This is a genomic window from Mycobacterium sp. OAE908, assembly GCF_017872775.1.
Taxonomy (GTDB): Bacteria; Actinomycetota; Actinomycetes; order Mycobacteriales; family Mycobacteriaceae; genus Mycobacterium.
Window position 1 is genome coordinate 756,673 of record NZ_JAGGJL010000001.1, and the last position, 21,730, is coordinate 778,402.

Annotated in this window: 19 protein-coding genes; 9 read left to right on the forward strand and 10 right to left on the reverse strand. The window is 65.3% G+C overall.

The features are described from left to right. The first annotated feature begins 35 nt into the window (after positions 1-35). The 4 genes from J3E61_RS03575 (at position 36) to J3E61_RS03590 (ending at position 2,948) form a co-directional block, all read left to right on the forward strand. Complete coding sequence (locus J3E61_RS03575) at positions 36-797, forward strand: SDR family oxidoreductase (protein ID WP_210082638.1); 762 nt, start codon at positions 36-38, stop codon at positions 795-797. A 1-nt stretch (position 798) separates the two neighbouring features. Further along, positions 799-1,212: a tRNA (N6-threonylcarbamoyladenosine(37)-N6)-methyltransferase TrmO gene (gene tsaA, locus J3E61_RS03580; RefSeq protein ID WP_210082639.1), complete on the forward strand. Its 414-nt coding sequence runs from the start codon at positions 799-801 to the stop codon at positions 1,210-1,212. Between the two features lie 97 nt (positions 1,213-1,309). Next, on the forward strand, positions 1,310-2,257 hold the full coding sequence (locus tag J3E61_RS03585) for a hypothetical protein (RefSeq protein WP_192727121.1): 948 nt from the start codon (positions 1,310-1,312) through the stop codon (positions 2,255-2,257). Between the two features lie 73 nt (positions 2,258-2,330). Further along, entirely contained in the window at positions 2,331-2,948 is a 618-nt protein-coding gene (locus J3E61_RS03590) for an FHA domain-containing protein (protein ID WP_192727122.1), read from the forward strand. On the opposite strand, the gene J3E61_RS03595 is transcribed toward J3E61_RS03590, so the two are convergent. Next, the gene (locus tag J3E61_RS03595; RefSeq protein ID WP_210082640.1) at positions 2,941-5,922 is read right to left on the reverse strand and encodes a DUF1668 domain-containing protein; all 2,982 of its coding nucleotides are present in this window, start codon (positions 5,920-5,922) and stop codon (positions 2,941-2,943) included. The two genes, J3E61_RS03590 and J3E61_RS03595, sit on opposite strands and share 8 nt — an antisense overlap. A gap of 82 nt (positions 5,923-6,004) precedes the next feature. Continuing rightward, entirely contained in the window at positions 6,005-8,296 is a 2,292-nt protein-coding gene (locus J3E61_RS03600) for an ATP-dependent DNA ligase (protein WP_210082641.1), read from the reverse strand. A gap of 31 nt (positions 8,297-8,327) precedes the next feature. Here J3E61_RS03600 and J3E61_RS03605 point away from each other — a divergent pair, with 31 nt between their 5' ends. Continuing rightward, entirely contained in the window at positions 8,328-8,552 is a 225-nt protein-coding gene (locus J3E61_RS03605) for a hypothetical protein (RefSeq protein ID WP_210082642.1), read from the forward strand. A 1-nt stretch (position 8,553) separates the two neighbouring features. Here J3E61_RS03605 and J3E61_RS03610 read toward each other — a convergent pair whose 3' ends face one another. From J3E61_RS03610 to J3E61_RS03640, 7 genes are all read right to left on the reverse strand, one after another. Further along, positions 8,554-9,987 carry an HNH endonuclease gene (locus J3E61_RS03610; protein WP_210082643.1) on the reverse strand — a complete coding sequence of 478 codons (1,434 nt, stop codon included), beginning with the start codon at positions 9,985-9,987 and terminating at the stop codon, positions 8,554-8,556. Positions 9,988-10,097: 110 nt separating this feature from the next. Next, entirely contained in the window at positions 10,098-11,357 is a 1,260-nt protein-coding gene (locus tag J3E61_RS03615; protein WP_210082644.1) for a DUF4032 domain-containing protein, read from the reverse strand. 1 nt (position 11,358) lies between these two features. Continuing rightward, on the reverse strand, positions 11,359-12,438 hold the full coding sequence (gene ugpC, locus J3E61_RS03620; RefSeq protein ID WP_192723948.1) for a sn-glycerol-3-phosphate ABC transporter ATP-binding protein UgpC: 1,080 nt from the start codon (positions 12,436-12,438) through the stop codon (positions 11,359-11,361). 15 nt (positions 12,439-12,453) lie between these two features. Continuing rightward, complete coding sequence (locus J3E61_RS03625) at positions 12,454-13,335, reverse strand: ABC transporter permease subunit (protein ID WP_192723949.1); 882 nt, start codon at positions 13,333-13,335, stop codon at positions 12,454-12,456. Further along, positions 13,335-14,309: an ABC transporter permease subunit gene (locus J3E61_RS03630; protein WP_192723950.1), complete on the reverse strand. Its 975-nt coding sequence runs from the start codon at positions 14,307-14,309 to the stop codon at positions 13,335-13,337. The genes J3E61_RS03625 and J3E61_RS03630 overlap by 1 nt, the downstream gene beginning before the upstream one ends. Then, positions 14,309-15,673 (reverse strand): extracellular solute-binding protein, encoded by a 1,365-nt coding sequence (locus tag J3E61_RS03635; protein WP_192723951.1) that lies wholly within the window; start codon positions 15,671-15,673, stop codon positions 14,309-14,311. Before J3E61_RS03635 ends, J3E61_RS03630 begins: the two co-directional genes overlap by 1 nt. 14 nt (positions 15,674-15,687) lie before the next feature. Next, positions 15,688-16,689 carry a MarR family transcriptional regulator gene (locus tag J3E61_RS03640; RefSeq protein WP_192725156.1) on the reverse strand — a complete coding sequence of 334 codons (1,002 nt, stop codon included), beginning with the start codon at positions 16,687-16,689 and terminating at the stop codon, positions 15,688-15,690. Positions 16,690-16,831: 142 nt separating this feature from the next. Here J3E61_RS03640 and J3E61_RS03645 point away from each other — a divergent pair, with 142 nt between their 5' ends. Genes J3E61_RS03645 through J3E61_RS03660 form a run of 4 tightly spaced genes read left to right on the forward strand, consistent with a single transcriptional unit; the run spans position 16,832 to position 21,149 of the window. Then, positions 16,832-17,833: an NAD(P)-dependent alcohol dehydrogenase gene (locus J3E61_RS03645; RefSeq protein WP_210085417.1), complete on the forward strand. Its 1,002-nt coding sequence runs from the start codon at positions 16,832-16,834 to the stop codon at positions 17,831-17,833. Beyond that, positions 17,830-19,245, forward strand: a complete 1,416-nt coding sequence (locus J3E61_RS03650; RefSeq protein ID WP_210082645.1) for a mannitol dehydrogenase family protein — start codon at positions 17,830-17,832, stop codon at positions 19,243-19,245. The genes J3E61_RS03645 and J3E61_RS03650 overlap by 4 nt, the downstream gene beginning before the upstream one ends. Continuing rightward, positions 19,242-20,210, forward strand: coding sequence for a carbohydrate kinase (locus J3E61_RS03655; protein WP_210082646.1), 969 nt, complete (start codon positions 19,242-19,244; stop codon positions 20,208-20,210). Before J3E61_RS03650 ends, J3E61_RS03655 begins: the two co-directional genes overlap by 4 nt. Before the next feature lie 9 nt (positions 20,211-20,219). Further along, a complete protein-coding gene (locus J3E61_RS03660) occupies positions 20,220-21,149 on the forward strand; it encodes a Ku protein (RefSeq protein WP_210082647.1) in 930 nt (309 codons plus the stop codon). On the opposite strand, the gene J3E61_RS03665 is transcribed toward J3E61_RS03660, so the two are convergent. Beyond that, positions 21,150-21,617, reverse strand: a complete 468-nt coding sequence (locus J3E61_RS03665) for a glucose-6-phosphate dehydrogenase (protein WP_210082648.1) — start codon at positions 21,615-21,617, stop codon at positions 21,150-21,152. Positions 21,618-21,730 lie beyond the last annotated feature (113 nt).

A 21,730-nucleotide genomic window follows, 5' to 3' on the forward strand; every position in this document is an offset into this window, starting at 1 on the left:
TCTTGGCGTACGACGGCGTCGATTAGCCTGACCGGGTGTCCGTACTAGACAAGTTCCGACTCGACGACAAGGTCGTCATCGTCACCGGTGCGTCCTCCGGTTTAGGTGTGTCATTCGCTCAGGCATGCGCGGAGGCGGGTGCCGACGTGGTCCTGGCGGCCAGACGCGTCGACAAGCTCTACGCCACAGCACGTCTCGTCGAAGACGCCGGGCGGCGCGCCGTCACGGTTGCGACGGATGTCGCCGACCCCGCGCAGTGCCAGGCGATGGTGGACGCCGCGATGACCGAGTTCGGCCATGTCGACGTGCTGGTCAACAACGCAGGTGTGGGCACAGCGGTGCCCGCAACCCGGGAGACACCCGACGAGTTCCGCGCGGTGATCGACATCAACCTCAACGGGTCCTATTGGGCCGCACAGGCTTGCGCGAAGGTCATGCAGCCGGGCAGTTCCATCGTCAACATCTCCAGCGTGCTCGGCATCACCACCGCGGGGTTGCCGCAGGCCGCCTACAGCGCGAGCAAGGCCGGCGTGTCGGGCCTGACCCGGGACTTGGCCCAGCAGTGGGGTTCTCGCAAGGGCATCCGCGTCAACGCGATCGCGCCGGGGTTCTTCGAATCCGAGATGACCGACGCCTACGCGCCCGGCTACATCGAAAGCCTCAAGCCGCGAGTGTTGTTGGGGCGCATGGGCGATCCGAACGAGTTGGCGGCGACGCTGGTCTGGCTGGCCTCCGATGCAGGCGGATTCGTCACCGGCCAAACCATCGTGGTCGACGGCGGCGTCACGATCACCTGAGATGTCCGACGACTTCACGCTGCGACCGATCGGTCACGTCCAGTCACCGGTGACCGATCCGTCGGCGGCCGCGCGCCAGCCAGACGAAGGCGCCCCCGCCTGCTGGCTGGTGTTCGAGCCCGGTGTGCAAGACGCGCTCGACGGGTTGACCGCAGGCGACGACGTCGTCGTCGTCACGTGGCTGCACCTCGCCGACCGGACCGTGCTGCAGGTGCACCCCCGCGGGGACACCAGCAGGCCGATGCGCGGAGTGTTCGCGACCAGGTCACAGCATCGACCGAATCCGCTCGGCATTCACCAGGTCACCGTCCTGGCTGTCGACGATCTGCGGGTTCGCGTGCAGGGTCTGGAGGCGATCGACGGGACACCGATCGTCGATGTCAAGTCGGCGCTCGAGCCCCGCGGGCAGCGCTGACGCCTTACCCGGCGGATAGGGAAACCTTCCCCTCGAACGGGGAAATCTAACTTTTCAGCGATTACGCAACCGCTTGGCGCTGGCGACGATGAATGCCATGACGACGACGGAGAAGACGGTGCGGATGCGCATCATCGACGCCAAGACGACGCGGGTGCGCCTTGCCGAGTTGCCGACCAAGGCACTGCCGAAGGCGGTCAGCGGCATGGACGGCAAGACAGTGCGGATGCGCGCGCTCGACCTGCCGGTCGTGGCCAAAGTCGCCAACACCGTGCGACAGCGCTACGTCGACCTGGGCACCGCCAAGCGCCCGCCCAGCAAGTGGGAGATCGCTCGCATGGCACTGGTCATCCTGCTGGCGTCGATTCCGATCCTCGGGATCTCGGTCGACGTTTCCGGCCTGGTGTCGCAGGGCACGACATCGATAGTCGTGATCGTGCTGACCGCGCTGCTGGGAACGCTTGTCGTGTTCGCACCCCACCGGACCGACATGATCGTCGGCCGTGGCCTGATGGCAGGCATGGTGGCCTGCATCGTCTACGACGGGGCCCGGCTGTTCGCCGTGCACGTCCTCGGGCTGATGGGCGACTTCATCCCGGTGATGGGCTCCTTTGTCACCGGCGAGCCGGACACCACGGGCAGTGCGGCGGTCGGCTACATCTGGCGCTACATCGGCGACGCAGGCGGACTGGGTGTTGCCTTCTTCGTTGTCGCGTTCGCGCTGGGCATCGATCGGTGGAAGAGCGTCTACGCGGTGCTGGCCTCGGTCGCCTTCGCTGTCTTCCCCACCTGGGCGGGCTTGATGGCAACCGTCGCGCTGCTTCCGCGCGGCGAGGAGATGATGTTCCCGCTGAATCCCGCCACCGTCATCATCACCCTGGTCGGGCACCTGATCTTCGGTTTCGTCCTCGGGCTCGCCTTCCTGAAGGCGCCGCGCGGACGGGAGCGTAGCGAGTGGCCGTGGCCCCCGATCCTGGAAACCGCCCTGGTCAAGCGTGCCACCGCGGCCGCCCGGAAGGTCATCGGTCCGCCCCAGACCGCATGACCTGGCCGCACCCCGCCGCGGGTCGTCGAGGAATTGTCCGACGACCCGCGGCGCTTGGGCCAGAATTGCCACCATGTCGTGCCACTTGGAAGTGTCGAAGCCGTCCGGCCGGGAATTGATCCCGTTGACCGGTCAGCGAGTGACCATCGGTAAGGCCTCGAGCAACGAGGTGCCCCTCGAGCACGACGAAACCGTCTCCCGGTTGCACGCCGTGTTGGAGAACCTCGGGTTTGCGTGGTCGATCCGGGACATGGGCAGCCGCAACGGCACGTATCTCAACGGCGAACGGATCACCGCCGAACGCGTCCTGCGGTCCAAAGACGAGGTGCGTGTCGGCAAGACACGGCTGATCTTCTGGGAGGTGCGCGACTCGGGGGCAGGAAAACTCGACGAGGAAACCGTGATGGCCAAACCCGTCGAGCAGCCGCCACAGCTCACCAGGCGCGAACTCGACGTGCTCGTGGTCTTGTGCCGCCCCCTGGTCTCCGATGACCCCTTCCCCGAGCCGGCGTCGGTGAAGCGGATGGCCACCGAGCTGTTCGTGACCGAAGCCGCCGTCAAACAGCACCTGCAGAACATGTACGACAAGTTCGCGATCCCCTCTGAGGGAGACCGGCGAGTCCGGCTGGCCAACGAAGCGCTGCGGCGCGGCGCTGTCACCATCGCCCAGCTGCGCGACACCCCTAAATGAAGTCGAGGGCCTCGACGGTCGCGACCGGGCCTTCGTGTGTCGGTCGGTCGGCGCCTCCGATGACGTAGACAGTCGTGCCGACGGCGGCCACCGCCTCGCCGTGCACCGGCGTGTTGATCGGAGCCACCGAGCGCCACTTCGCGCTGGCGATGTCATACATCTCGACGGTGGCCAGTACGCGCGTCGGCTCTTCGCCGCCGACGGCGACGATCCGGCCGTCTATGAATGCAGCACCGTAGCTCCCGCGCGGCGTCGGCATGTTCGCGAGCTTTTCCCAGTTCCCGGATACGGGGTCGAATCGCTCGAACACCGGCGAGTTCTCGTCGGCACTCAAGAACCGCCCGCCAATGGTGTACACGTAGACGCCGTCTGACACCGCCGCCAAATGCTCACGGGGAGTGGGCATATCGGCGGCCTGCGTCCAGGTATTGCCGTCGAACACCTCAGTCTGGGGGACGAGCTTCTTCTCGTTTTGTCCGCCGACGACCACGAGCTTGTCGTTGACGACGGCTGCCGCCGCGGCGGCACGGGCATGGGCCAGCGGCGGAAGCTCCGACCACTTACCGTCGCGGAAGGCGAAGACTTTGTTCGAGGCGGCGGCGATGGCGTCCTCGGCACCGCCGATCACCACCATCCCCCCGCGATAGGTCGCCGCTGTCGCATGGTTCAGCGGAATCGGCAAGGGCGGCTGCGTTTTCCACTCACCCGTTTGGGTGTTGTAGCTCTCGACGGTTTGCAGGGTGTCGCCGTGGGTCATTCCGCCCGCGATCCAGATCTCGTCGCCGATCACGGTCCACGCCGTCATCAGCCGCGCGGTCGGCGCATCGGGCAGCGCGCGCCATTGCGGCGCAGGCTGAGGTTTACGCGGCGCCAGCTTCAGCGCCTCGGCCGATGATGTGACTTGGTCATCGCCTACGCTAGTCGACCCGCCGACCGCATACACGCTCTTCCTGACGCTGGCCACCGCCAACCCGTGGCGCGCAGTTCCCAAGTCCGGCAACCCATTCCACGATTTGGTGGCGAGATCGAATGCGACGACGCTGTTGAGGACCTCACCCTGCGAGACGCCCCCCACGACCACCAGCCGGCCGTCGGTGACCGTGGTGCCGAAGTCACTGCGTCGCCCCGGCACCTCGGGCAGGCTCGTCCAGGTGTCTGCTGCCGGGTCGTAGGCTTCGACCGCCCCGAGGTCAACGGTTCCGTTGGTGCCACCGATGGCGTAGACCAGCTTGCCGTCCGATGCCGCGCCCAGCATCTGCCGCGGAGTTGGAATCGGGGCGCCGAGCTTCCATGAATTGCCGTCGAATATCTCGGTGGTGTTCAGCAGCTTGCCGGCGGCGTCCACACCGCCGGTGACGATCAAGCGATCACCCACCACGGCGGCTGCCCCTGCGGCGCGGGGTTGCAGCAGCGGAGGCAACTCCGTCCACTGGCTGTTCACGATCCGCCACACCCGATCCGTCGCGACCTTCGGGTTGGCGCCTTCGGTTCGCCAGCCCCCGAGCACGACGGGGGTGTCCTTCCACGTCGCGGACATCGCGTGTTGCACGGGCACGGGCAGGTCCTCGCCGCCCTTCCAGCTGTCGATGCTGGGGTCATAGCCTTCGTGGCTTCCGGTGACGCGGTTGTCGGCCGCCATCCCGCCGAAGATCCAGATCGTGCCGTCGGCCTCGGTCGCGGTAACCGCGTCGAGCGCGACGCGCGCGTCCGCGATCGGACGCCAACCGGCCTGCGCTTCGACGGTCGGTTGACTCGGCGGTGGCGCGGGCGGGCCGCCGCCGGGCTTGCGCAGCGACGTGACGACGAAGATGCCGCCGATCACCAAAATCAGCACGGCCGCAAGGGCGCCTGCGACGATCAGGATTCTCTTGCCCTTCCGCTGCTGCGGTGGGGCGTCCGGCGGGGGCCCGGGCCGCAGGGCTTGCCACGGCAGGCTTGACGCGCTGACCGACGAGGTGTGCGCGAACATGTTCGGGTCCGGCGGCCCCGCGGGCGCTATCGAATCGGCCGGTGGGATCGGCGGCGCCTCAGCCGGATGCGCCACAGAGATCGGCTCCGAGAGTGGCAGTGACTGCGTGCCGCCCGAGGATTCAGGGACGTGAGCGGCGGGCTCGCTGAGTGCCATCGGATCCGCGACCAACCCGTTGTGCCGCTGCGCCAGTTGCAACTCGCGGCCGAATTCCTCCGCCGACTGCTGGCGTTTGGTCGGGTCGAGCGACATCGCCTTCTCGATCGCAGCGCAGACGTCGGCCGGGATTCCCTCGCCGCGCAGGTCGGGCACTGGCGTCGAGGTGATCCGCAGATAGTGTGCGACGAGTTCCTCGTCGGTCTTGCGCTCGTGCGCGGCGTGGCCTGCGATCAGCGCGTAGATCGTCGCGCCGAGTGAGTACACGTCGGCCACGGCGGTCGGCGGCTTGCCCTCGAGTACCTCCGGCGCGGTGTAGGAGAGCGTTCCGGTGAAGAACCCGGTCACCGTTTTGTATCCACCGGCGATGCGCGCGGTTCCGAAATCGCTCAGTTGCGGCTCGCCGTAATCGTTGACGAGAATATTGGCCGGCTTGATGTCGCGATGCAGTGTGTTTGCCCGATGGGCGGTTTCCAACGCGCCGCACAATTTCACGCCGATACGCAACGCCTCGGGCCACGAGATCCTGCCGTCGCGGTGCACCCGGGCCGCGAGGGAACCCGCTGCGTGATATGGCATCACGATGTACGGCCGACTGCTCTCGGTGACGCCGACCTGCCACAGGTTCACGATGTTCGGATGGCCGGAAAGGCCCCCCATCGCGTAGCCCTCACGCATGAAACGTTCCCGGTCGTCTTCGTCGAGATTGGACGCGAGCACCTTCACGGCGACGATTCGTCCCAGGGACTTCTGGTAACAGCGGTACACGACTCCGCCGCCGCCGCGGCCGACTTCGACGGCGTCCTCGAAACCGGCTGCTGCCAGCTCAGACGCAATCTCGCCCGCCATGGTGCCTCGCCCCCTTTAGAAAAGCCGGTGCTTTGCTCCAAAGGTACCGAGCAAAACCTGCATAAACGCCGGATTTACTCCATCATTCCCAGCGCACTTCGTCTGGAACTTTATCCGGGCGCAGGCCACGCCAACTCGGCTGACGCAGCCGGCCATCCGAAGTCCGTTCGCTGTAACGTACTTCGCCGACCAATTCGGGGCGGACGAACGTGACATTCTTGGCGTCCTGAGTGGGAAGCCGTGTATTGAACGGCGATTCGTCGGTCTGCAGCGGCTTGAGGATGCCCTTGAGTTTCGTCAGTTCCTTTTCGGTGAACCCGGTGCCGACCCGGCCTGCGAAATGCAGCCCGCCATCCTCGGGGATGCCGAGCATCAGTGCGCCGATTCCGCTGGACCGCCCGCCCTCTCCTTGACGCCAGCCACCGATCACCACTTCCTGCGTGCACCAGATCTTGTCCTTGATCCAAGACGACGAGCGCCGGCCTGGCTGGTAGGTCGAGTCCAGCTTCTTGGCGATCACGCCTTCCCAGCGGTGCCTGCGGGCGTGTTCCATTGCTTGCGGACCATCGCCGGGTAGCGCGTCGGGCACGATGATCCCGCCGCCGTCGGCCAAGGCCTCGAGCAGGCGGCGGCGGTCAGAGTACTTGGCGCGCAACAACGATCGACCGTCGAGATGCAAGATGTCGAACGCCCAGTACTCGACGCGGGTGGAGCGCGCCCGGTTCTGCATCTCGCTGAAACTCGGCACGCCGTTGTCATCGAGCGCCACAGCTTCGCCATCGAGGATCACGTGATGATCGGCGAGATCGGCTGCCAGAGCTTTGAATTGAGGATATTCATGTGTCACGTCGCGGCCTCGCCGTGACCGCAGGCTCAGCCGGCCTCGGTTCGCTTCGGCGATGACGCGGTATCCGTCCCATTTGCCCTCGAAGGCCCATTGGGAGGCCTTGAGCTTCGCGATCGAGCCTTCGGTAGCGAGCATCGGGGCCAGGTCGCTGGCCTGAGGGTTGGCCTGTTCCTTCATCCGGTGCGCAAGCCAATTCTTGCCGTTGGTTTGGATAAGCGCGTAACGGCCCTCGATCTTCTTGCCGTGCAACGTGATTATGACCTCGCCCCCGCGCTCGGGGCCGTCCGGCGCGTGGTCACGGAACTTCTCGGTCTCGTATGTTCCGGTGTCCCAGATGATCACCTTGCCACCGCCGTATTCGCCCTTCGGGATCTCTCCCTCGAAGCTGCCGTACTCGAACGGATGGTCCTCGGTGTGCACGGCCAGATGGTTGACCGACGGGGTGTCGGGCAGATTCTTCGGCACTGCCCAACTGACCAGCACGCCGTTGCGCTCCAACCGGAAGTCGTAGTGCAGTCGCCGGGCGTGGTGCTCCTGTATGACGAAGAAGTTGTCGTTGCCCGCGGTCGGCGCGGCGTTGGGGACCGGCTCGGGTGTCTTTCCAGCATCTCGCATGCTGCGGTAGGTGGTGAGCGCATCGGCCACGGGTGCGTCGGAGTCCATCTCGGCCAACAGGTCACCATCGCGTGCCACGCGTTCCAGCACCTCGTCGAAGCGAAGATGCCGCAGATCGGGATCTTCGATTTCATCCCAGGTGCGTGGGGCGGCGACCGTCGGTTCGTCGCGGCCGCGCAGCGAGTACGGCGCAATCGTCGTCTTGTTGCCGTTGTTCTGACTCCAGTCCAGGAACACCTTGCCGGTTCGCAGGCTCTTGGTCATCGTGGCCGTCACCCGCTTGGGCATCGTCTTCTCCAACTGCACCGCGATCCGTCGGGCCAACACGGATGCACCGTGCGAGCTGATCGGCTTCTCAAGCGGCACATACAGATGCAGACCCTTGCTGCCGCTGGTCAACGGAAAGGTGACCAGCCCGATACCGGCGATGAGTTCGCGCACCTCGTGTGCCACCTCGCAGAGTTGGCGGAACGTCACGCCCTCACCGGGGTCCAAGTCGAACACCACCCGGGTTGCGAGGCCTGGCGTCTGCTCAGCACCTTGCTCCCGCGTCCAGGTACTGACGAATCGCCATTGCGGCACATGGACTTCCAGCGACGCCTGCTGCGCGATCCACGCCAGCCCCTCGGCGCTATTGATGATCGGATACGTCGTCGTGCCCGACTTGTGGCTGATCGATCCGCGGTCGAGCCAGTCAGGAGCCGACGACGCGAGCTGCTTTTCGAAGAACGATGGTTCCTCGACGCCATTGGGCCACCGCTTGCGAGTGACCGCACGCCCGGCGATGTGCGGGATCATCACCTCGGCGATGTTGACGTAGTAGTCGAACACTTCCGCTTTTGTGGTGCCCGTCGCCGGGTACAGCACCTTGTCCGGGTTGGTCAGCCTCACCCGGCCGTATCGATCCACCACATCACGGTATTACCCGGCGTACCGTTGCACTATGACAAGGATCTTCGCGGCGTGCCTGGTCACGGCTGCCGCGCTGATCGCGGCTCCACAAGCAGCGGCCGACCCCGAAGACCGCCTGCCCTACTGCTCCGTGGACCAGTCGCCGATGGACGTCAGCTGCAGGCCCATGCCGCAGCAGGTGTTTTCCGAAGACGCGCCCGGCGCCAACCCGGGTGTATCTCTTGGCACGAACCCGGGCTACGAACCGCTGGCCTAGCTCACGCGGCGTCGCCTTCTGGACCTGCCCGACTTTCCTTGTCGCCGTTGAGGCTTGGCGTATCTCCCGGATCGTGGGGTGGTTGGTGGAGTCGTTCGGGTCGGTGGTAGTCGTTGGTGCGGGCTTGGCCGGTGTCCAGGTGTGGGGGTGGGATCCATTCGACGTCGTTGGTTGCGTTGATGCGGGTGCTCCAGCCGTCGGGGCCGACCATGCGGTTATCGGGTCCGCAGGCTAGGGCGAGGTCGTTGATGTTGGTTTGGCCGTCATCGGCCCAGTCTTGGGCGGCGTGGTGGACTTGGGTGCCGTAGGCGCCCACGGTGCAGCCGGGTTTGGTGCAGCCCCCGTCGCGGGCGATGAGCATGATCCGCTGCGCCGCCGAGGCCACCCGCCGTGAGCGGAACAGGTCCAGTGCCGATCCGGTGGCCTTATCGAACACCGCCAGGTAATGGCTCGCGTTGGCGGTGGCGGCTAGGCGGATCACCTCGCTGATCGGGATGACGGTGCCCCCGCCGCTGACGCCGATGCCGGCGCGGCTTTCCAGGTCTTGCAGGGTGGTGCGGATGATGACTGCCACCGGTAACCCGTTGTGCTGCCCCAGCTGGCCGCTGGCCAACACGCTGCGCCCCACCGCCAGCAGCGCGTCGTGTTGGCGTTGCGCCAGGCTGCGGTGATCGGTGTCGATCTGGGCCTGGGTGGGTGTGCCCGAGAGGCAGGGGTGTTCGTCGTCGGGGTTGCACATGCCCGGGGCGGCCCATTTGGCGAAGATCGCCTCATAGATCGCCCACGCCTGCGGCGTGAGAGTCCCTTTCAACGGGGTCATCTTGTCGGATCCCTGCGGTCCTTTCGTCACCCCGCGGCGCCGCGCGCGTTCGGCGTCGTCGGGTTGCGGGCCGTCCTGATCCAACAAAAACAGGATCCGCTCGGCGTTGTCCTTCAACTCTTTGGGGCCCACCCCGATCGCGGTGCGCACCAGATCGACCTCGATCTGCGCGCGGGTCAACGAGTCGACCGTCGCCGGGAGGCGGTCCATCGCCTCGCGCACCACCTTGACGTGTTCACGATTGATCACCCCGTTGGCTTGGGCCAGCGCGGTGCAGGGCAACGCGGGGTCCAGTGGTTCGCCGGTCAGTGTGCGCCGCGGGCCTAATTGAGCGGCCTCCTCGAGGCGACGGCCGGCCTCGCTAGTGGAGATGCGCCACCGGGTGGCCAACACGTCACGCCACGACTTGGCACCCATCTCGGTGGCCGTGGTCTGCTCCTGCAAACGCGCCAACAGGCGGTGGCGCTGCGTCGGCAAGGCGCACGACAGCGCCTCCAATTCGTCCAGCGCAGAAATCAACTCCGGCGTGCCCAGCGCATCCACGGGCAGCGCGGCCAGGCCCTCGTAGGCGGCGCGCAGCGCGGTGACCGCCGTCTGCACCGCACCCGAACCCATGACTCGAACATATGTTCGAACTCTAAGGATTTACGGACGCATTTCTGAAGAGAACCATGAGAGATTGTCGCTAAAATGTCGCCGGCTAAATGCGTTGCCCCACAACCCAATCAGTCATCCCGCAACACCGCGAACGGCGCCGTCGGCACTTCGGCAATCGCCAACTTCGCCGCGGAATCCATCGGGATCACGTCGCGGGCCAGCGCCGCAAGCGCCTTGTTCGTGCCGACGTCGTGGCCGGCCTGTTCGCTGAGCAGCCACCTCACCTCGAGCAGGTCGCAGTAGGCCTGGATCGGAGTGCCCTTGTTGCCGACGACGTCGTGTGCCAACCGCTCGTACGGAGTGAGCACCTCGATGACCCACAACCGAGCGGCAGTCGAATCGTCGACGTCATGACCCGCCTCCCGGCACAGCGCAGCCTGATACGCCTGCAGGTCGCCGAGCAGGATCTGCGCTTGTCCCTCTCCGACATCCAAACCGGTGAGCTCCTGCAGGCGCTGCGCGTGGTAGCGCCGATCACCAACGGCGACACGGATTTTGAGTTGGCTCGGATTGTCGGCGACCGGCTGCAGGGCGACTTCGTCGACCGCGAAGCCGAGCTCGTTCAGCCTGCGCACGGTCCCCTCGACACGGTAGCGGTCGGCGAAGTCGAACATCGGCTCGGCGTGCAGCGCGTCCCACAGTCGCTCGTAGCGGTTCCTGGTCTGCTCCGCCTCGGCGATCAGCACGTCCTCCAACGCCGACTGTTCCAGCCGTTCGGCGAGATCGACCATGCCCATCGCGACGTTCTCGACCATGATGTCGAGATCGTGCGCACGCTGACCGCGACTCAAAACGGGGTGCACTTCCGAGGTTTCGGCGTCGACAAGCCAGGCCTGAAGGATCTGGCCGTCGCGGGAGAACAGCGTGTTCGCCAGCGAGCAGTCACCCCAGAACACCCCGTGCCGGTGCAGCTCCACGAGCAGGCCCGCCATCGCGTCCAACAGCCGCTCGCGGTGCTTGCTCTGATCGGGCGGCAGCCGCATGAACAACCGGCGATACTGCCATGACCCTTCGAGGTAGCGCGTGACCAGAATCGCGGTTTCGAATTCGGGTTGGAGCACCAGGCCCGCAGGGCGCACGGCGGGCAGACCCATTTCTTCGAGCCTGCGCAGCACGTCGTACTCCTTGGCGGCGACGCGCGGTGGCATGTCCTTGACGGCCCACAGCGTTTCGTCGGCTTCGACGAACTTCACCAGGTGGCGGCTGGGACCGACGGCGATGTCGCGCAGTGGGACATCGGGGACCGTCCATTCCGACAGCGGCCGGTCCCACGGCAGACCGAGGAGCCCGGGAGTCGGTGTCCGGAGCCGAAACTCCGGCGCTTGCATGTCAGTTGATGCGCTCGCCGGTTTCCGGATGGAACAGGTGCACGGCACCCTCGGGATGCCTGCGCAGCCGCACCGTGTCGGCCAGTCTCGGCGCCGTGCGCGGATTGCACCGCGCCACCAACTCGACGCCGGAACCCGCATGCGTGTACACGTACGCCTCGCTGCCCAGGTCCTCGACCAGGTCGACGACGACCTCCACACCGCCCGAATCGGTGAGTTCCAGTTGCTCGGGCCGAATTCCGAACGTGACCTCGGACAGGCCGAGATCGCTCAGCTTCGTCATCTGGTCGCGTTCGAGTTCCAGCGTAGAGTCGCCGATCTTGACGCCATCCGACGTCACCGGCAATGTCACCAGGTTCATGGCGGGTGAGCCGATGAAGCCGGCGACGAACGCGTTGGCCGGCTTGTCGTAAAGCTCATTGGGAGAAGCGAATTGCTGCAACTTGCCGAACCGCAGCACCGCGACCCGGTCACCCATCGTCATGGCTTCCACCTGGTCGTGGGTGACGTAGACGGTCGTGGTGCCGAGACGTCGTTGTAGCGCTGCGATTTGGGTACGGGTCTGCACGCGCAGTTTCGCGTCGAGGTTGGACAGTGGCTCGTCCATGCAGAACACCTGAGGCTCACGCACGATCGCGCGGCCCATCGCCACGCGCTGACGCTGACCGCCGGACAGCTTGGCGGGCTTGCGGTCCAGAAAGTCGGTCAGGTCCAGGATCTTCGCCGCCTCCTCGACCTTCTTGCGCCGCTCATCGGCCGATACGCCCCGCAGCTTCAACGCGAAACCCATGTTCTCGGCGACCGTCTTGTTGGGGTACAGCGCGTAGTTCTGGAACACCATCGCGATGTCGCGGTCTTTGGACGGCACACCCGTCATGTCCTTGCCACCGATCTCGATGGCGCCCTCGTCGATGTCCTCGAGACCGGCGAGCATGCGCAGCGCGGTGCTCTTGCCCGAGCCGGACGGTCCGACCAGCACGACGAACTCGCCGTCTTGGATGTCGAGGCTGAGCGAGTCAACCGCCAGTTTGTCCGAGCCTTCATAGATGCAGGAGGCGTTCTTGTAAGTGATTGCGGCCATTTGGTTTTAGCTCCTCTACTTGATGGCGCCGAAGGAAAGACCACGGACGAGTTTGTTTTGCGCGAACCACCCGCAGAGAATCACGGGCAGCGCGGCCATGGTTGCGGCCGCCGACAAGACGGCCCAGTACTGACCCTCACCGGCAATGAATCCGACGAGGTACACCGGCATGGTCTGCGCGTTCACCGCGGTGAGGTTCACCGCGAAGAAGAACTCGTTCCAGGCGAAGATGACACAGATCAGCGCCGTGGCCGCGATACCCGGCGACACCAACGGCAGGATCACCTCGCGCACGGACCGCCACAGGCTGGCACCGTCGAGGCTGGCTGCCTCGAGCAATTCACCGGGCACCTCGAGGAAGAACGACCGCATCATCCACACCGCGATCGGAAGGTTCATCGAGGTGTACAGGATCACCAGAGCCCAGATGTTGTCCAGCAGACCGATATTGGACACGATCACGTAGAGCGGCAGGATCGCGGCGACGATCGGCAGCATCTTCGTGCTCATGAAGAAGAACAAGGCGTCCTGGGTCTTGCGGACGGGCCGCAGCGATAGTGCGAACGCCGCAGGCGTGCCGAGCGCGAGCACCAGCAACGTCGAAACACCGGTGGCCCACACCGAGTTCAGCATCGCCGGCCCGATGCCCTGATCGAAAACCGCCTTGAACTGATCGAGCGTCGGCGTGAAGAACAGCTTCGGCGGGCTGGTCGCCGCGTCGCCCTCCTGCTTGAACGCCGTCAGCACCATCCAGAACACCGGGAAGAAGAAGCCGAGGCCGACGAGCCAGGCCACCACGCCCCATGGGCTGAACGTGCGCCCCTTCTTCTTCGGCGCCCCAGCTGAATCCGTTGTTGCTGTCGTCTTTTCGGTGCCTTTTACAAGTGGAGTTGTCATCAGGCTGCCTCTTCCTTGCCACTGAACGACTTGAATATCAACCGAAGCGCGAAGCTCGCGATGATCATCGTGAAGATCACCACCACCACGGCGTAGGCCGCAGCCTGGCCCATGTCGAAGCCGAGGAACGCGCGCTGGTAGATGTAGAACGGCAGGTTCGCGCTGGCGATACCCGGCCCGCCCTGGGTCATCATGTAGATCGCGTCGAAGGTGTTGACCAGGTAGATAGCACCCAGCACTACACCCAACTCGATGAACCGCCGAAGGTGGGGCAGCGTCAACTCGCGGAAGAGTTGGAACGCGCCGGCACCGTCGACTCGACCGGCCTCCAGGATGTCGCGAGGCATCGACTGGAGGCCGGCGAGGATCAACAACATCATGAACGGCGTCCACTGCCAGATCAGCACGACCATCACCATGGTCAGCGGGAACTGGCCGATCCAGTCGACCTTGTCGATACCGACCAGCGAGAGCACCCAGTTCAAGATGCCGTTCGTCGGGTCGAGGATCGTGGTCTTCCAGATCAGCGCTGCCGCAACGGGTGTCACGAGGAACGGCGTGATCAGCAGCGTGCGTACGACGCCGCGGCCCAGGAATGCGCGATCGAGCAACAGGGCGAGCAGCAGGCCGAGCAACGCCGAGACCAACACCACGACGACGATTAGGACAACGGTGTTCAATGCCACCGTCCAGAACTGGCTGTCCTTGACGACCGCGATGTAGTTGTTCAGTCCGACGAACTGGCGTGACCCGGGTCGAACCAGGTTCCATGACAGCGTCGAGTAGTACAGCGTGAACACGAATGGAATCTGGGTGACCACGATCATGAAGATCAGTGCGGGCAGCAACGGCCCGCGCCTGCGCCACCCTTCGGCGCGGCTGACCCCCGCATCCTGAGCTTCACGGATCTTGCGGACCCGTTCGGCCACTCCAAGCTGGCCGGCGTCAGCTTCGGTATCAGCGGTAACAGTCATCACTTCTCCTGATAGGTCCGGCCGACAACCTCGGCGTATTCCTGTGCTTGGGCGAGCGCATCATCCACGGACTTCTGTCCGGCGATCGCCGCGCTGATCTGCTGGCTCACCCGCGTACCCAGATCCTGGAACTCGGGGATCCCGACGAACTGGATGCCGGTGTACGGAACGGGCTGCACCGTCGGCTTGTTCGGTGTGGCACCTTCGATCGACTTCAACGTCAACGGCCCGTACGACTTCGAGATCGCCTGGTACTGCGGCAACTGCGTGTAGGTCGAGGTCCGACTTCCCGGTGGGACCCGGGCCCAGCCCAGCTTCTCCCCGACCAGCTTCATGTAGTCCTTACTGGTCATCCACGAGATGAACTTCCATGCGCCATCGGGATTCTTGGCACCCTTGGGAATGCCGAGCGACCAGGTGTAGAGCCAGCCCGAGTTCGGCTTCTCGACGATCGGCGCGGGCAGATAGCCGATCTTGCCCACCAGATCGGGGTAGGTCTTCGGGTCTTCGAGCACCGAGACCGCCGACGTCGCGTCGTACCACATGGCCGTCTGGCCCTGTCCGAAGAGGTTGGCGCACTCCTGGAATCCCGTTGAGGACGCCCCGAGTTCGCCTGCCTTGTTGATCAGGTCGACGTAGAAGTTGACGGCCTTGCTGACCTCGGGACTGTTGAGTTGCGCGTTCCACTTCTCGTCGAACCAGCGCCCGCCGAAGGTGTTGATGACGGTGTCCAGCGGGGCCAGCACCTCACCCCAACCCGGCTTGCCGCGCAGGCAGATACCCGCATCGGAAACGCCTTTCGCCTTGATGGTCTCCGCCCACTGAGCGACCTCTTGCCACTGGGGCTGGTAGTTCGGCGACTGGTCGACTTTGATGCCGGCCTTCTCGAACATGTCCTTGCGGTACATCAGGAACGACGACTCGCCGTAGAACGGAACCGAGTACATGTTGCCCTGATAGGACAGCGAATCTCGCAGCGAGGGGATGAAATCGTTCGCGTCGTAGCCGGGCGTCTTCTTCGCGTAGTCCGAAAGATTCAGCAGCCAACCGTCTTTCGCCCACTGCGGGGTTTCGAAGTTGCTGATCATCACGACGTCGAACTCACTGCCGCCCATCGCGGTCGACATCGTGATCTTGGCACGTGCCTGGTTCTCGGAAAGCGTGATGAACTTCAGCTTCGTGCCCGGATTGGCCTTCTCGAACTCCGACGACAACTTCTGTGCATCCGTCATCTGCGAGTTGGACACCAGGGCGATCGTCACCTCGTTCTTCGAGGCTCCGAGGCTGCCCGCGCCCGCACAGCCGGAGGTAACCAGCAGCCCGAGGGCCGCGACACACGCTCCTAATTTTTGTAGCGCTCTCACCTTTACCTCACCTTTCACTGTGCCAATAACCAACGGGCACAATCGATGTCACACACCAGAAGTCGGGCGAGTTTGCCGCGCAACGCCCCGAGAGTGGCGTGGTGCTTTGTCGCTCCGCTGGAGATCAGGATCGTCTTCTCGCAGGCCCGGATGTCTTCAAGGGGAACCGACACCGCGCGCTGTTGCAGTTCGGTGTCGACGGGCGAGCCGTCGCCGTCGAAGAAGCGGCCGCCGATCTCGCCTACCGCACCGAGCGAGATCAGTTCGTCGAGCATCTTGGTGTCGACGAAGCTGCCCTCGAACAGCGTCGTCGAGGTCGAAACCGCGCCGACGCCGAACAGCATCACATCGGCCTGCCTGCCGGCCTCGAGCGTGCGCGAGATCAGCGAGTCGCTGCGCATGGAGACCACGGTCGAGGGGTCTGCGTACAGCGGGGCGGGAAGCCGAATCGTGGTGGCCCGCAACATATCCGCGCATCGGCCGAGGATGAACTCGGTGCCGGTCTGATAGGCCGCCGTCGACATCGCGCCGTCGAGTTGGACCACGGCACGGCAGCTGGCAACACCAGGCGTGAGCGCATCGGCCACCGCGACCTGTTCGGGGCCCCAGGTGAATCCGAGGACATCGTCGGGCGACAGCCGGCGCATCAGCAGCGCCGCGGCGGCGCGGCCGACGCTGGCGTATGCCGCAGGACGACCGTGTGCGCCCACGTCGACGCCGTGGCCGGCCACCACGGCTTCGGTCAGGCCGTAACGCTGCTCGAGTTCGCGTTCCTCATCAGCATGGAGGTCGTCGCGCATGTCCGGCGGGACGACGACATCGATCCGGACCAGTCCGCGCGCCTTGGCCCGCGCGACGAGTCGGCCCGCTGTCGGGCGGGACACACCGAGGCGGGAGGCGATCTCGGCCTGGGTCAGGCCGTCGAGGTAGTAGAGCGTGGCTGCACGCAATGCCAGGCGCAGGTCCTCGGGCGTGGCTCCGCGGTCCCGCGCGTTCGACACGACCTGGGCGCCGATGTCGGCGACCTTGCCATTCGACGTCGGTGTGGCCACTGCCCCTCCTGTCCGACCGGTGAGCATATGCTCAGGGGTGCGAGTAGATGCTCATCACGTTAGCATGGAGAATGTGACGCACACAACACCCTCGCCAGATACCCGAATGCGGTCGGCCGTACTCATCGAGCCAGGCCGGATCGAAATGGAAGAGCGGCCGATACCCACGCCCGGCGCCGGAGACGTGCTAGTCCGCGTGTCGTCGGTCGGCGTGTGCGGGTCGGATACGCACTACTACCGGCACGGCCGGATCGGGAACTTCGTCGTCGAAGCGCCGCTGGTGCTCGGCCACGAGGCAGCGGGCACGATCGTCGGTGTCGGCGCAGGCGTCGACTCCTCTCGGATCGGCGAGCGGGTGTCGATCGAGCCGCAGCGGCCCGACCCGGACAGCCCCGAGACGCGTCGAGGTCACTACAACTTGTGCCCGCACATGCGCTTCTACGGCACCCCGCCGATCGACGGGGCGTTCTGCGATTACGTCGTCATCGGCGCTGGGTACGCCCATCGGGTGCCCGATTCGGTATCCGACGATGCCGCTGCCTTGTGTGAGCCGCTGTCCGTCGGCATCGCCGCGGTCCGCAAGGCGGGCCTCGACGGCGGCTCGCGCGTGCTGATCACCGGCGCAGGCCCGATCGGCATCGTGCTCACTCAACTCGCGCGGGCCTACGGCGCCACCGACATCGTGGTCAGCGATCCCGATGAAGACCGCCGCGCGCAGGCAAAGCAATTCGGGGCGACGGCGGTAGTCGACCCGTCCGCCCAACCGATCGGTGAATTGGGCGTCGACGCGTTCATCGATGCGTCGGGCGCTCCTTCGGCAGTCGTCGACGGTATCCGGGCGGTGCGGCCGGCAGGCACTGTCGTCCTCGTCGGCTCGGGTGCCGAATCGATGGAGCTGCCCACGCAACTGATCCAGAACCGAGAGCTGGTCCTCACCGGGGTTTTCCGATACGCCAACACATGGCCGACGGCGATCGCGCTCGTCGAGTCCGGTCGAGTGGACCTCGACGCGATGGTGACTGCGCACTTCCCACTGGAGAAGGCCGCCGACGCCCTCGACTCCGACCGCACGCCGGGTAGCGTCAAGAGCGTGGTGAGGGTGTCATGAAGTTGACCAAGTCGACACTGGCGCAGCTCTCGATCGACAAGCCGACCTACGACCGCGATGAGATCGGCATCGGCATAGTGCATTTCGGAGTCGGCGGCTTTCACCGCGCGCATCAGGCGATGTATGTGGATCGGCTGCTGGAGATGGGGCTCGCCAGGGACTGGGGCATCTGCGGTGTCGGCGTGCTGCCCGCGGACCGCAAGATGGCCGACGTGATGGCCGCCCAGGACGGCCTGTACACGCTGCTGCTGGAGAACCCGGATGGCAGCCGCGACGCCCGAGTGATCGGATCGATCGTCGACTACCGCTACGCACCCGACGATCCGGAAGCGGTCGTCGAACTGCTCGCGGCGCCGAGCACCCGGATCATCTCGCTGACCATCACCGAGGGCGGGTACAACATCGAGAACATCGATGGCGTCAATGTGTTCGGTCTGGTCGCCGACGCGATGGCGCGACGGCGCGACCGCGGACTCGGATCGCCGACGATCGTGTCGTGCGACAACATCGAGGGCAACGGGAACGTGGCGCGGCAGGCGTTCACCACCTATGCCGAGCGTGTGCATCCCGGCCTCGGCGAGTGGATGGAAGCCAACACCCGCTTTCCGAACTCGATGGTCGACCGCATCACGCCGGTCACCACTCCTGACGTGATCGCTGTGCTGGCAGACGACTTCGGTGTCGAGGACCAGTGGCCGGTGGCCGCCGAGCCGTTCACGTCGTGGGTGCTCGAGGACGACTTCTGCGACGGCAGGCCGCCGCTGGAGAAGGCCGACGTGTTGTTGGTCAACGATGTGACGCCGTACGAATTGATGAAGCTGCGGCTGCTCAACGCCAGCCACCAGAGTCTGTGCTACTTCGCGTACCTGGCCGGCTACCGGTTGGTGCACGACGCGGCCGGAGATCCACTGTTCGCTGAATTCCTGCGCCAGTACATGGATTCCGAGGCGACACCGACGCTAAAGCCAGTGCCCGGCATCGACTTGCCGGACTACAAGCGCACGCTGATCGAGCGGTTCGCCAACCCCGGCGTCAAGGACACCATCGTGCGGTTGTGCTTCGGGTCCTCGGACCGGATTCCGAAATGGCTGCTGCCGGTCATCAGGGCGAACCTCGCTTCCGGCGGTCCGGTCCGGCTGTCGGCCGCGACGGTGGCCAGCTGGGCACGCTACGCAGAGGGCGTCGACGAAGAGGGCCAGCCCATCGACGTCCAGGACCAGCTCGCCGAAACTCTTGTGCCGCTGGCCCGCTCACAGCACGAGCACCCGTCTGCGTTCATCGAAAACACGGATGTATTCGGCGATCTCGCGACGCAGCCACGATTCGTCGAGGCATACCTGTGGGCACTGGATTCGCTGCACCGCGACGGAGCGCGCGCGACGCTGGAGACGCTGCTGAAGGAGACCACATGACAGGGCCTGGCGTGCCGGAGCGGGCGTTGGTGATCGGCGAGGCGCTGATCGACATCGTCGAGCGGGATGGCTCCGTGACAGGCGAACACGTCGGCGGCAGCCCGCTGAACGTCGCGGTGGGACTGGCGCGGCTGGGTCGCGGAGCAGACTTCCTCACCCACATCGGCGACGACGAACGCGGCCGCCGCATCGTCGAATACATCAAACAGTCTGGTGTGCAACTGGTTTCGGGCAGCATGACGGCCGAACGAACCCCAACGGCGCTCGCGACACTGGACGCCAACGGTTCGGCGCAGTACGTCTTCGACATCGACTGGCAGCTGTCGGGAACGCCGGAGGTGGCGCCGCCGCTCGTCGCGCACACAGGGTCGATCGCGACGGTGCTCGAACCGGGTTGCCGCGCCACCGCCGCGCTGATCGACACGTATCGACCGTCGGCCACGGTGACATTCGATCCGAACGTTCGGCCTGCGCTCATCGAGGACGGCGACATCGCCCGCGGCCGCATCGACCGCTGGATCGAACGCTGCGACGTGGTCAAGGCCAGCGACGAGGACATGCGCTGGATCGACCCCAACCGCTCTCCCGAGCAGATCGCCAAGACATGGCTGGCGCTTGGCCCGTCGATCGTCGCAGTGACGATGGGCGACGCGGGCGCGTTCGCGATGTGCGCGGCGGGCACGGTGCGGGTGCCCGCGTTGCGGGTGAACGTCGTGGACACCGTCGGGGCCGGCGACGCGTTCATGTCGGGCCTGATCGACGCGCTGTGGTCGCTGGGCCTGCTCGGGGCCGAGCGACGGCAGCACCTGGCCCGCATCGACGTCGACGCGCTGACCGGCGTGGTGCAGACGGCTGCGCTGTCGGCGGCGCTGACCGTGGCCCGCGCGGGCGCTGACCTGCCTGATCGCGCGACTCGCGACGCTGCGGCGGCCGGGTCGGGCCCGTTGTTGCCTCAACCGGGTTAACCTGGGCTTATGCGTTCCATATGGAAGGGTTCCATCGCCTTTGGCCTGGTGAACGTGCCGGTCAAGGTCTACAGCGCGACCGAAGACCACGACATCAAGTTCCATCAGGTGCATGCGAAGGACAACGGGCGTATCCGCTACAAGCGCGTGTGCGAGGTGTGCGGCGAGGTCGTCGAGTACCGGGACATCGCCAAGGCCTACGAATCCGACGACGGGCAGACGGTGGTGATCACCGACGAGGACATCGCCACCTTGCCGGAGGAGCGCAGCCGCGAGATCGAGGTGCTGGAGTTCGTCCCCAGGGGCGATATCGACCCGATGATGTACGACAAGAGCTACTTCTTGGAGCCCGACGGCAAGTCGTCGAAATCCTATGTGCTGCTGACAAAGACTCTCAAGGAGACCGATCGGGTTGCGATCGTGCACTTCGCGCTGCGCAACAAGACGCGGCTCGCCGCGCTGCGGGTGCAGGACTTTTCCAAACGCGACGTGATGATCGTGCAGACGTTGTTGTGGCCCGACGAGATTCGTGATCCCGACTTCCCGGTGCTGGACAAGGAAGTAGAGGTCAAGCCGGCCGAGCTGAAGATGGCCAGCCAGGTGGTGGAGTCGATGACCGACGACTTCAACCCGGACCGCTACCACGACGATTACCAAGAGCAGCTGCACGAGCTGGTCCAGGCGAAACTCGAAGGCGGCGAAGCGTTTACCACCGAAGAGCAGCCCAAGGAGCTCGACGAGACCGAGGACGTCTCCGATCTGCTGGCCAAGTTGGAGGCCAGCGTGAAGGCGCGCCGCAGCGGCGGCGGTTCGGACGGCGACAAACCGGCCAAGAAGGCAGCAGCCAAAAAGGCGCCTGCCAAGAAAGCCGCGAAGAAAGCTGCAGCCAAGAAGGCGCCTGCGAAAAAGGCCGCCAAGAAAGCCGCTGCCAAGAAGTAGCTAGGCGGGCAGATCCACCCGCAGCGCCAGGTGCTCGTCGAGTATTCGGCGCAGCGCGGCATCCATCGGATGAGCCGATGCGAGATCACGGCCGAACCCGCTGTCCACCACGACCACTTCGTCGTCGCGCAACTCTGCGGTGTCGATCTGATCGACGAACGGATCGAACAACCCGGGCGGCGTGGCGAGGTAATACAGTGCCCGGCGCGACTCGTTCAACATGGCGGCATACACCAGTCCATGTTGGGTGATCATGAAGAGTTCCGAACTGCGCCTGACGTTCGGGGTTTCGACCCTGCACCATGCCATCGCCGCACGCCGAGGCTGGGCCAATCGATCCGAGACGTCGTCCGTGAGCGTGAGCAGCTTCGCGACAAGTGCTCCACCCACATGCGGATACGAGTCGACCGCGGGTCCGAAGTACCGGTGGAAGATCTCACCGAAGAAGTCGTACTGTTGCTCGCTCATCGCGGCTCCCCAGATTTCGGACGTGCCTCCCTATTGTGCGCCTGAAACCGTCAGCGAAGAAGGCGTTCCTGAGAAAACTAGAACGTGTTTCAGAAACCTCTCCCGCTGGACGC

What these genes read in the sequence shown, in the direction of transcription:
- tsaA (WP_210082639.1), top strand. Translation starts at nt 799, where the DNA reads ATGTCCGACGACTTCACGCTGCGACCGATCGGTCACGTCCAGTCACCG.
- J3E61_RS03585 (WP_192727121.1), top strand. Translation starts at nt 1,310, where the DNA reads ATGACGACGACGGAGAAGACGGTGCGGATGCGCATCATCGACGCCAAG.
- J3E61_RS03590 (WP_192727122.1), top strand. Translation starts at nt 2,331, where the DNA reads ATGTCGTGCCACTTGGAAGTGTCGAAGCCGTCCGGCCGGGAATTGATC.
- J3E61_RS03595 (WP_210082640.1), bottom strand. Translation starts at nt 5,922, where the DNA reads ATGGCGGGCGAGATTGCGTCTGAGCTGGCAGCAGCCGGTTTCGAGGAC.
- J3E61_RS03605 (WP_210082642.1), top strand. Translation starts at nt 8,328, where the DNA reads ATGACAAGGATCTTCGCGGCGTGCCTGGTCACGGCTGCCGCGCTGATC.
- J3E61_RS03610 (WP_210082643.1), bottom strand. Translation starts at nt 9,987, where the DNA reads ATGGGTTCGGGTGCGGTGCAGACGGCGGTCACCGCGCTGCGCGCCGCC.
- J3E61_RS03615 (WP_210082644.1), bottom strand. Translation starts at nt 11,357, where the DNA reads ATGCAAGCGCCGGAGTTTCGGCTCCGGACACCGACTCCCGGGCTCCTC.
- ugpC (WP_192723948.1), bottom strand. Translation starts at nt 12,438, where the DNA reads ATGGCCGCAATCACTTACAAGAACGCCTCCTGCATCTATGAAGGCTCG.
- J3E61_RS03625 (WP_192723949.1), bottom strand. Translation starts at nt 13,335, where the DNA reads ATGACAACTCCACTTGTAAAAGGCACCGAAAAGACGACAGCAACAACG.
- J3E61_RS03630 (WP_192723950.1), bottom strand. Translation starts at nt 14,309, where the DNA reads ATGACTGTTACCGCTGATACCGAAGCTGACGCCGGCCAGCTTGGAGTG.
- J3E61_RS03645 (WP_210085417.1), top strand. Translation starts at nt 16,832, where the DNA reads ATGCGGTCGGCCGTACTCATCGAGCCAGGCCGGATCGAAATGGAAGAG.
- J3E61_RS03650 (WP_210082645.1), top strand. Translation starts at nt 17,830, where the DNA reads ATGAAGTTGACCAAGTCGACACTGGCGCAGCTCTCGATCGACAAGCCG.
- J3E61_RS03655 (WP_210082646.1), top strand. Translation starts at nt 19,242, where the DNA reads ATGACAGGGCCTGGCGTGCCGGAGCGGGCGTTGGTGATCGGCGAGGCG.
- J3E61_RS03660 (WP_210082647.1), top strand. Translation starts at nt 20,220, where the DNA reads ATGCGTTCCATATGGAAGGGTTCCATCGCCTTTGGCCTGGTGAACGTG.
- J3E61_RS03665 (WP_210082648.1), bottom strand. Translation starts at nt 21,617, where the DNA reads ATGAGCGAGCAACAGTACGACTTCTTCGGTGAGATCTTCCACCGGTAC.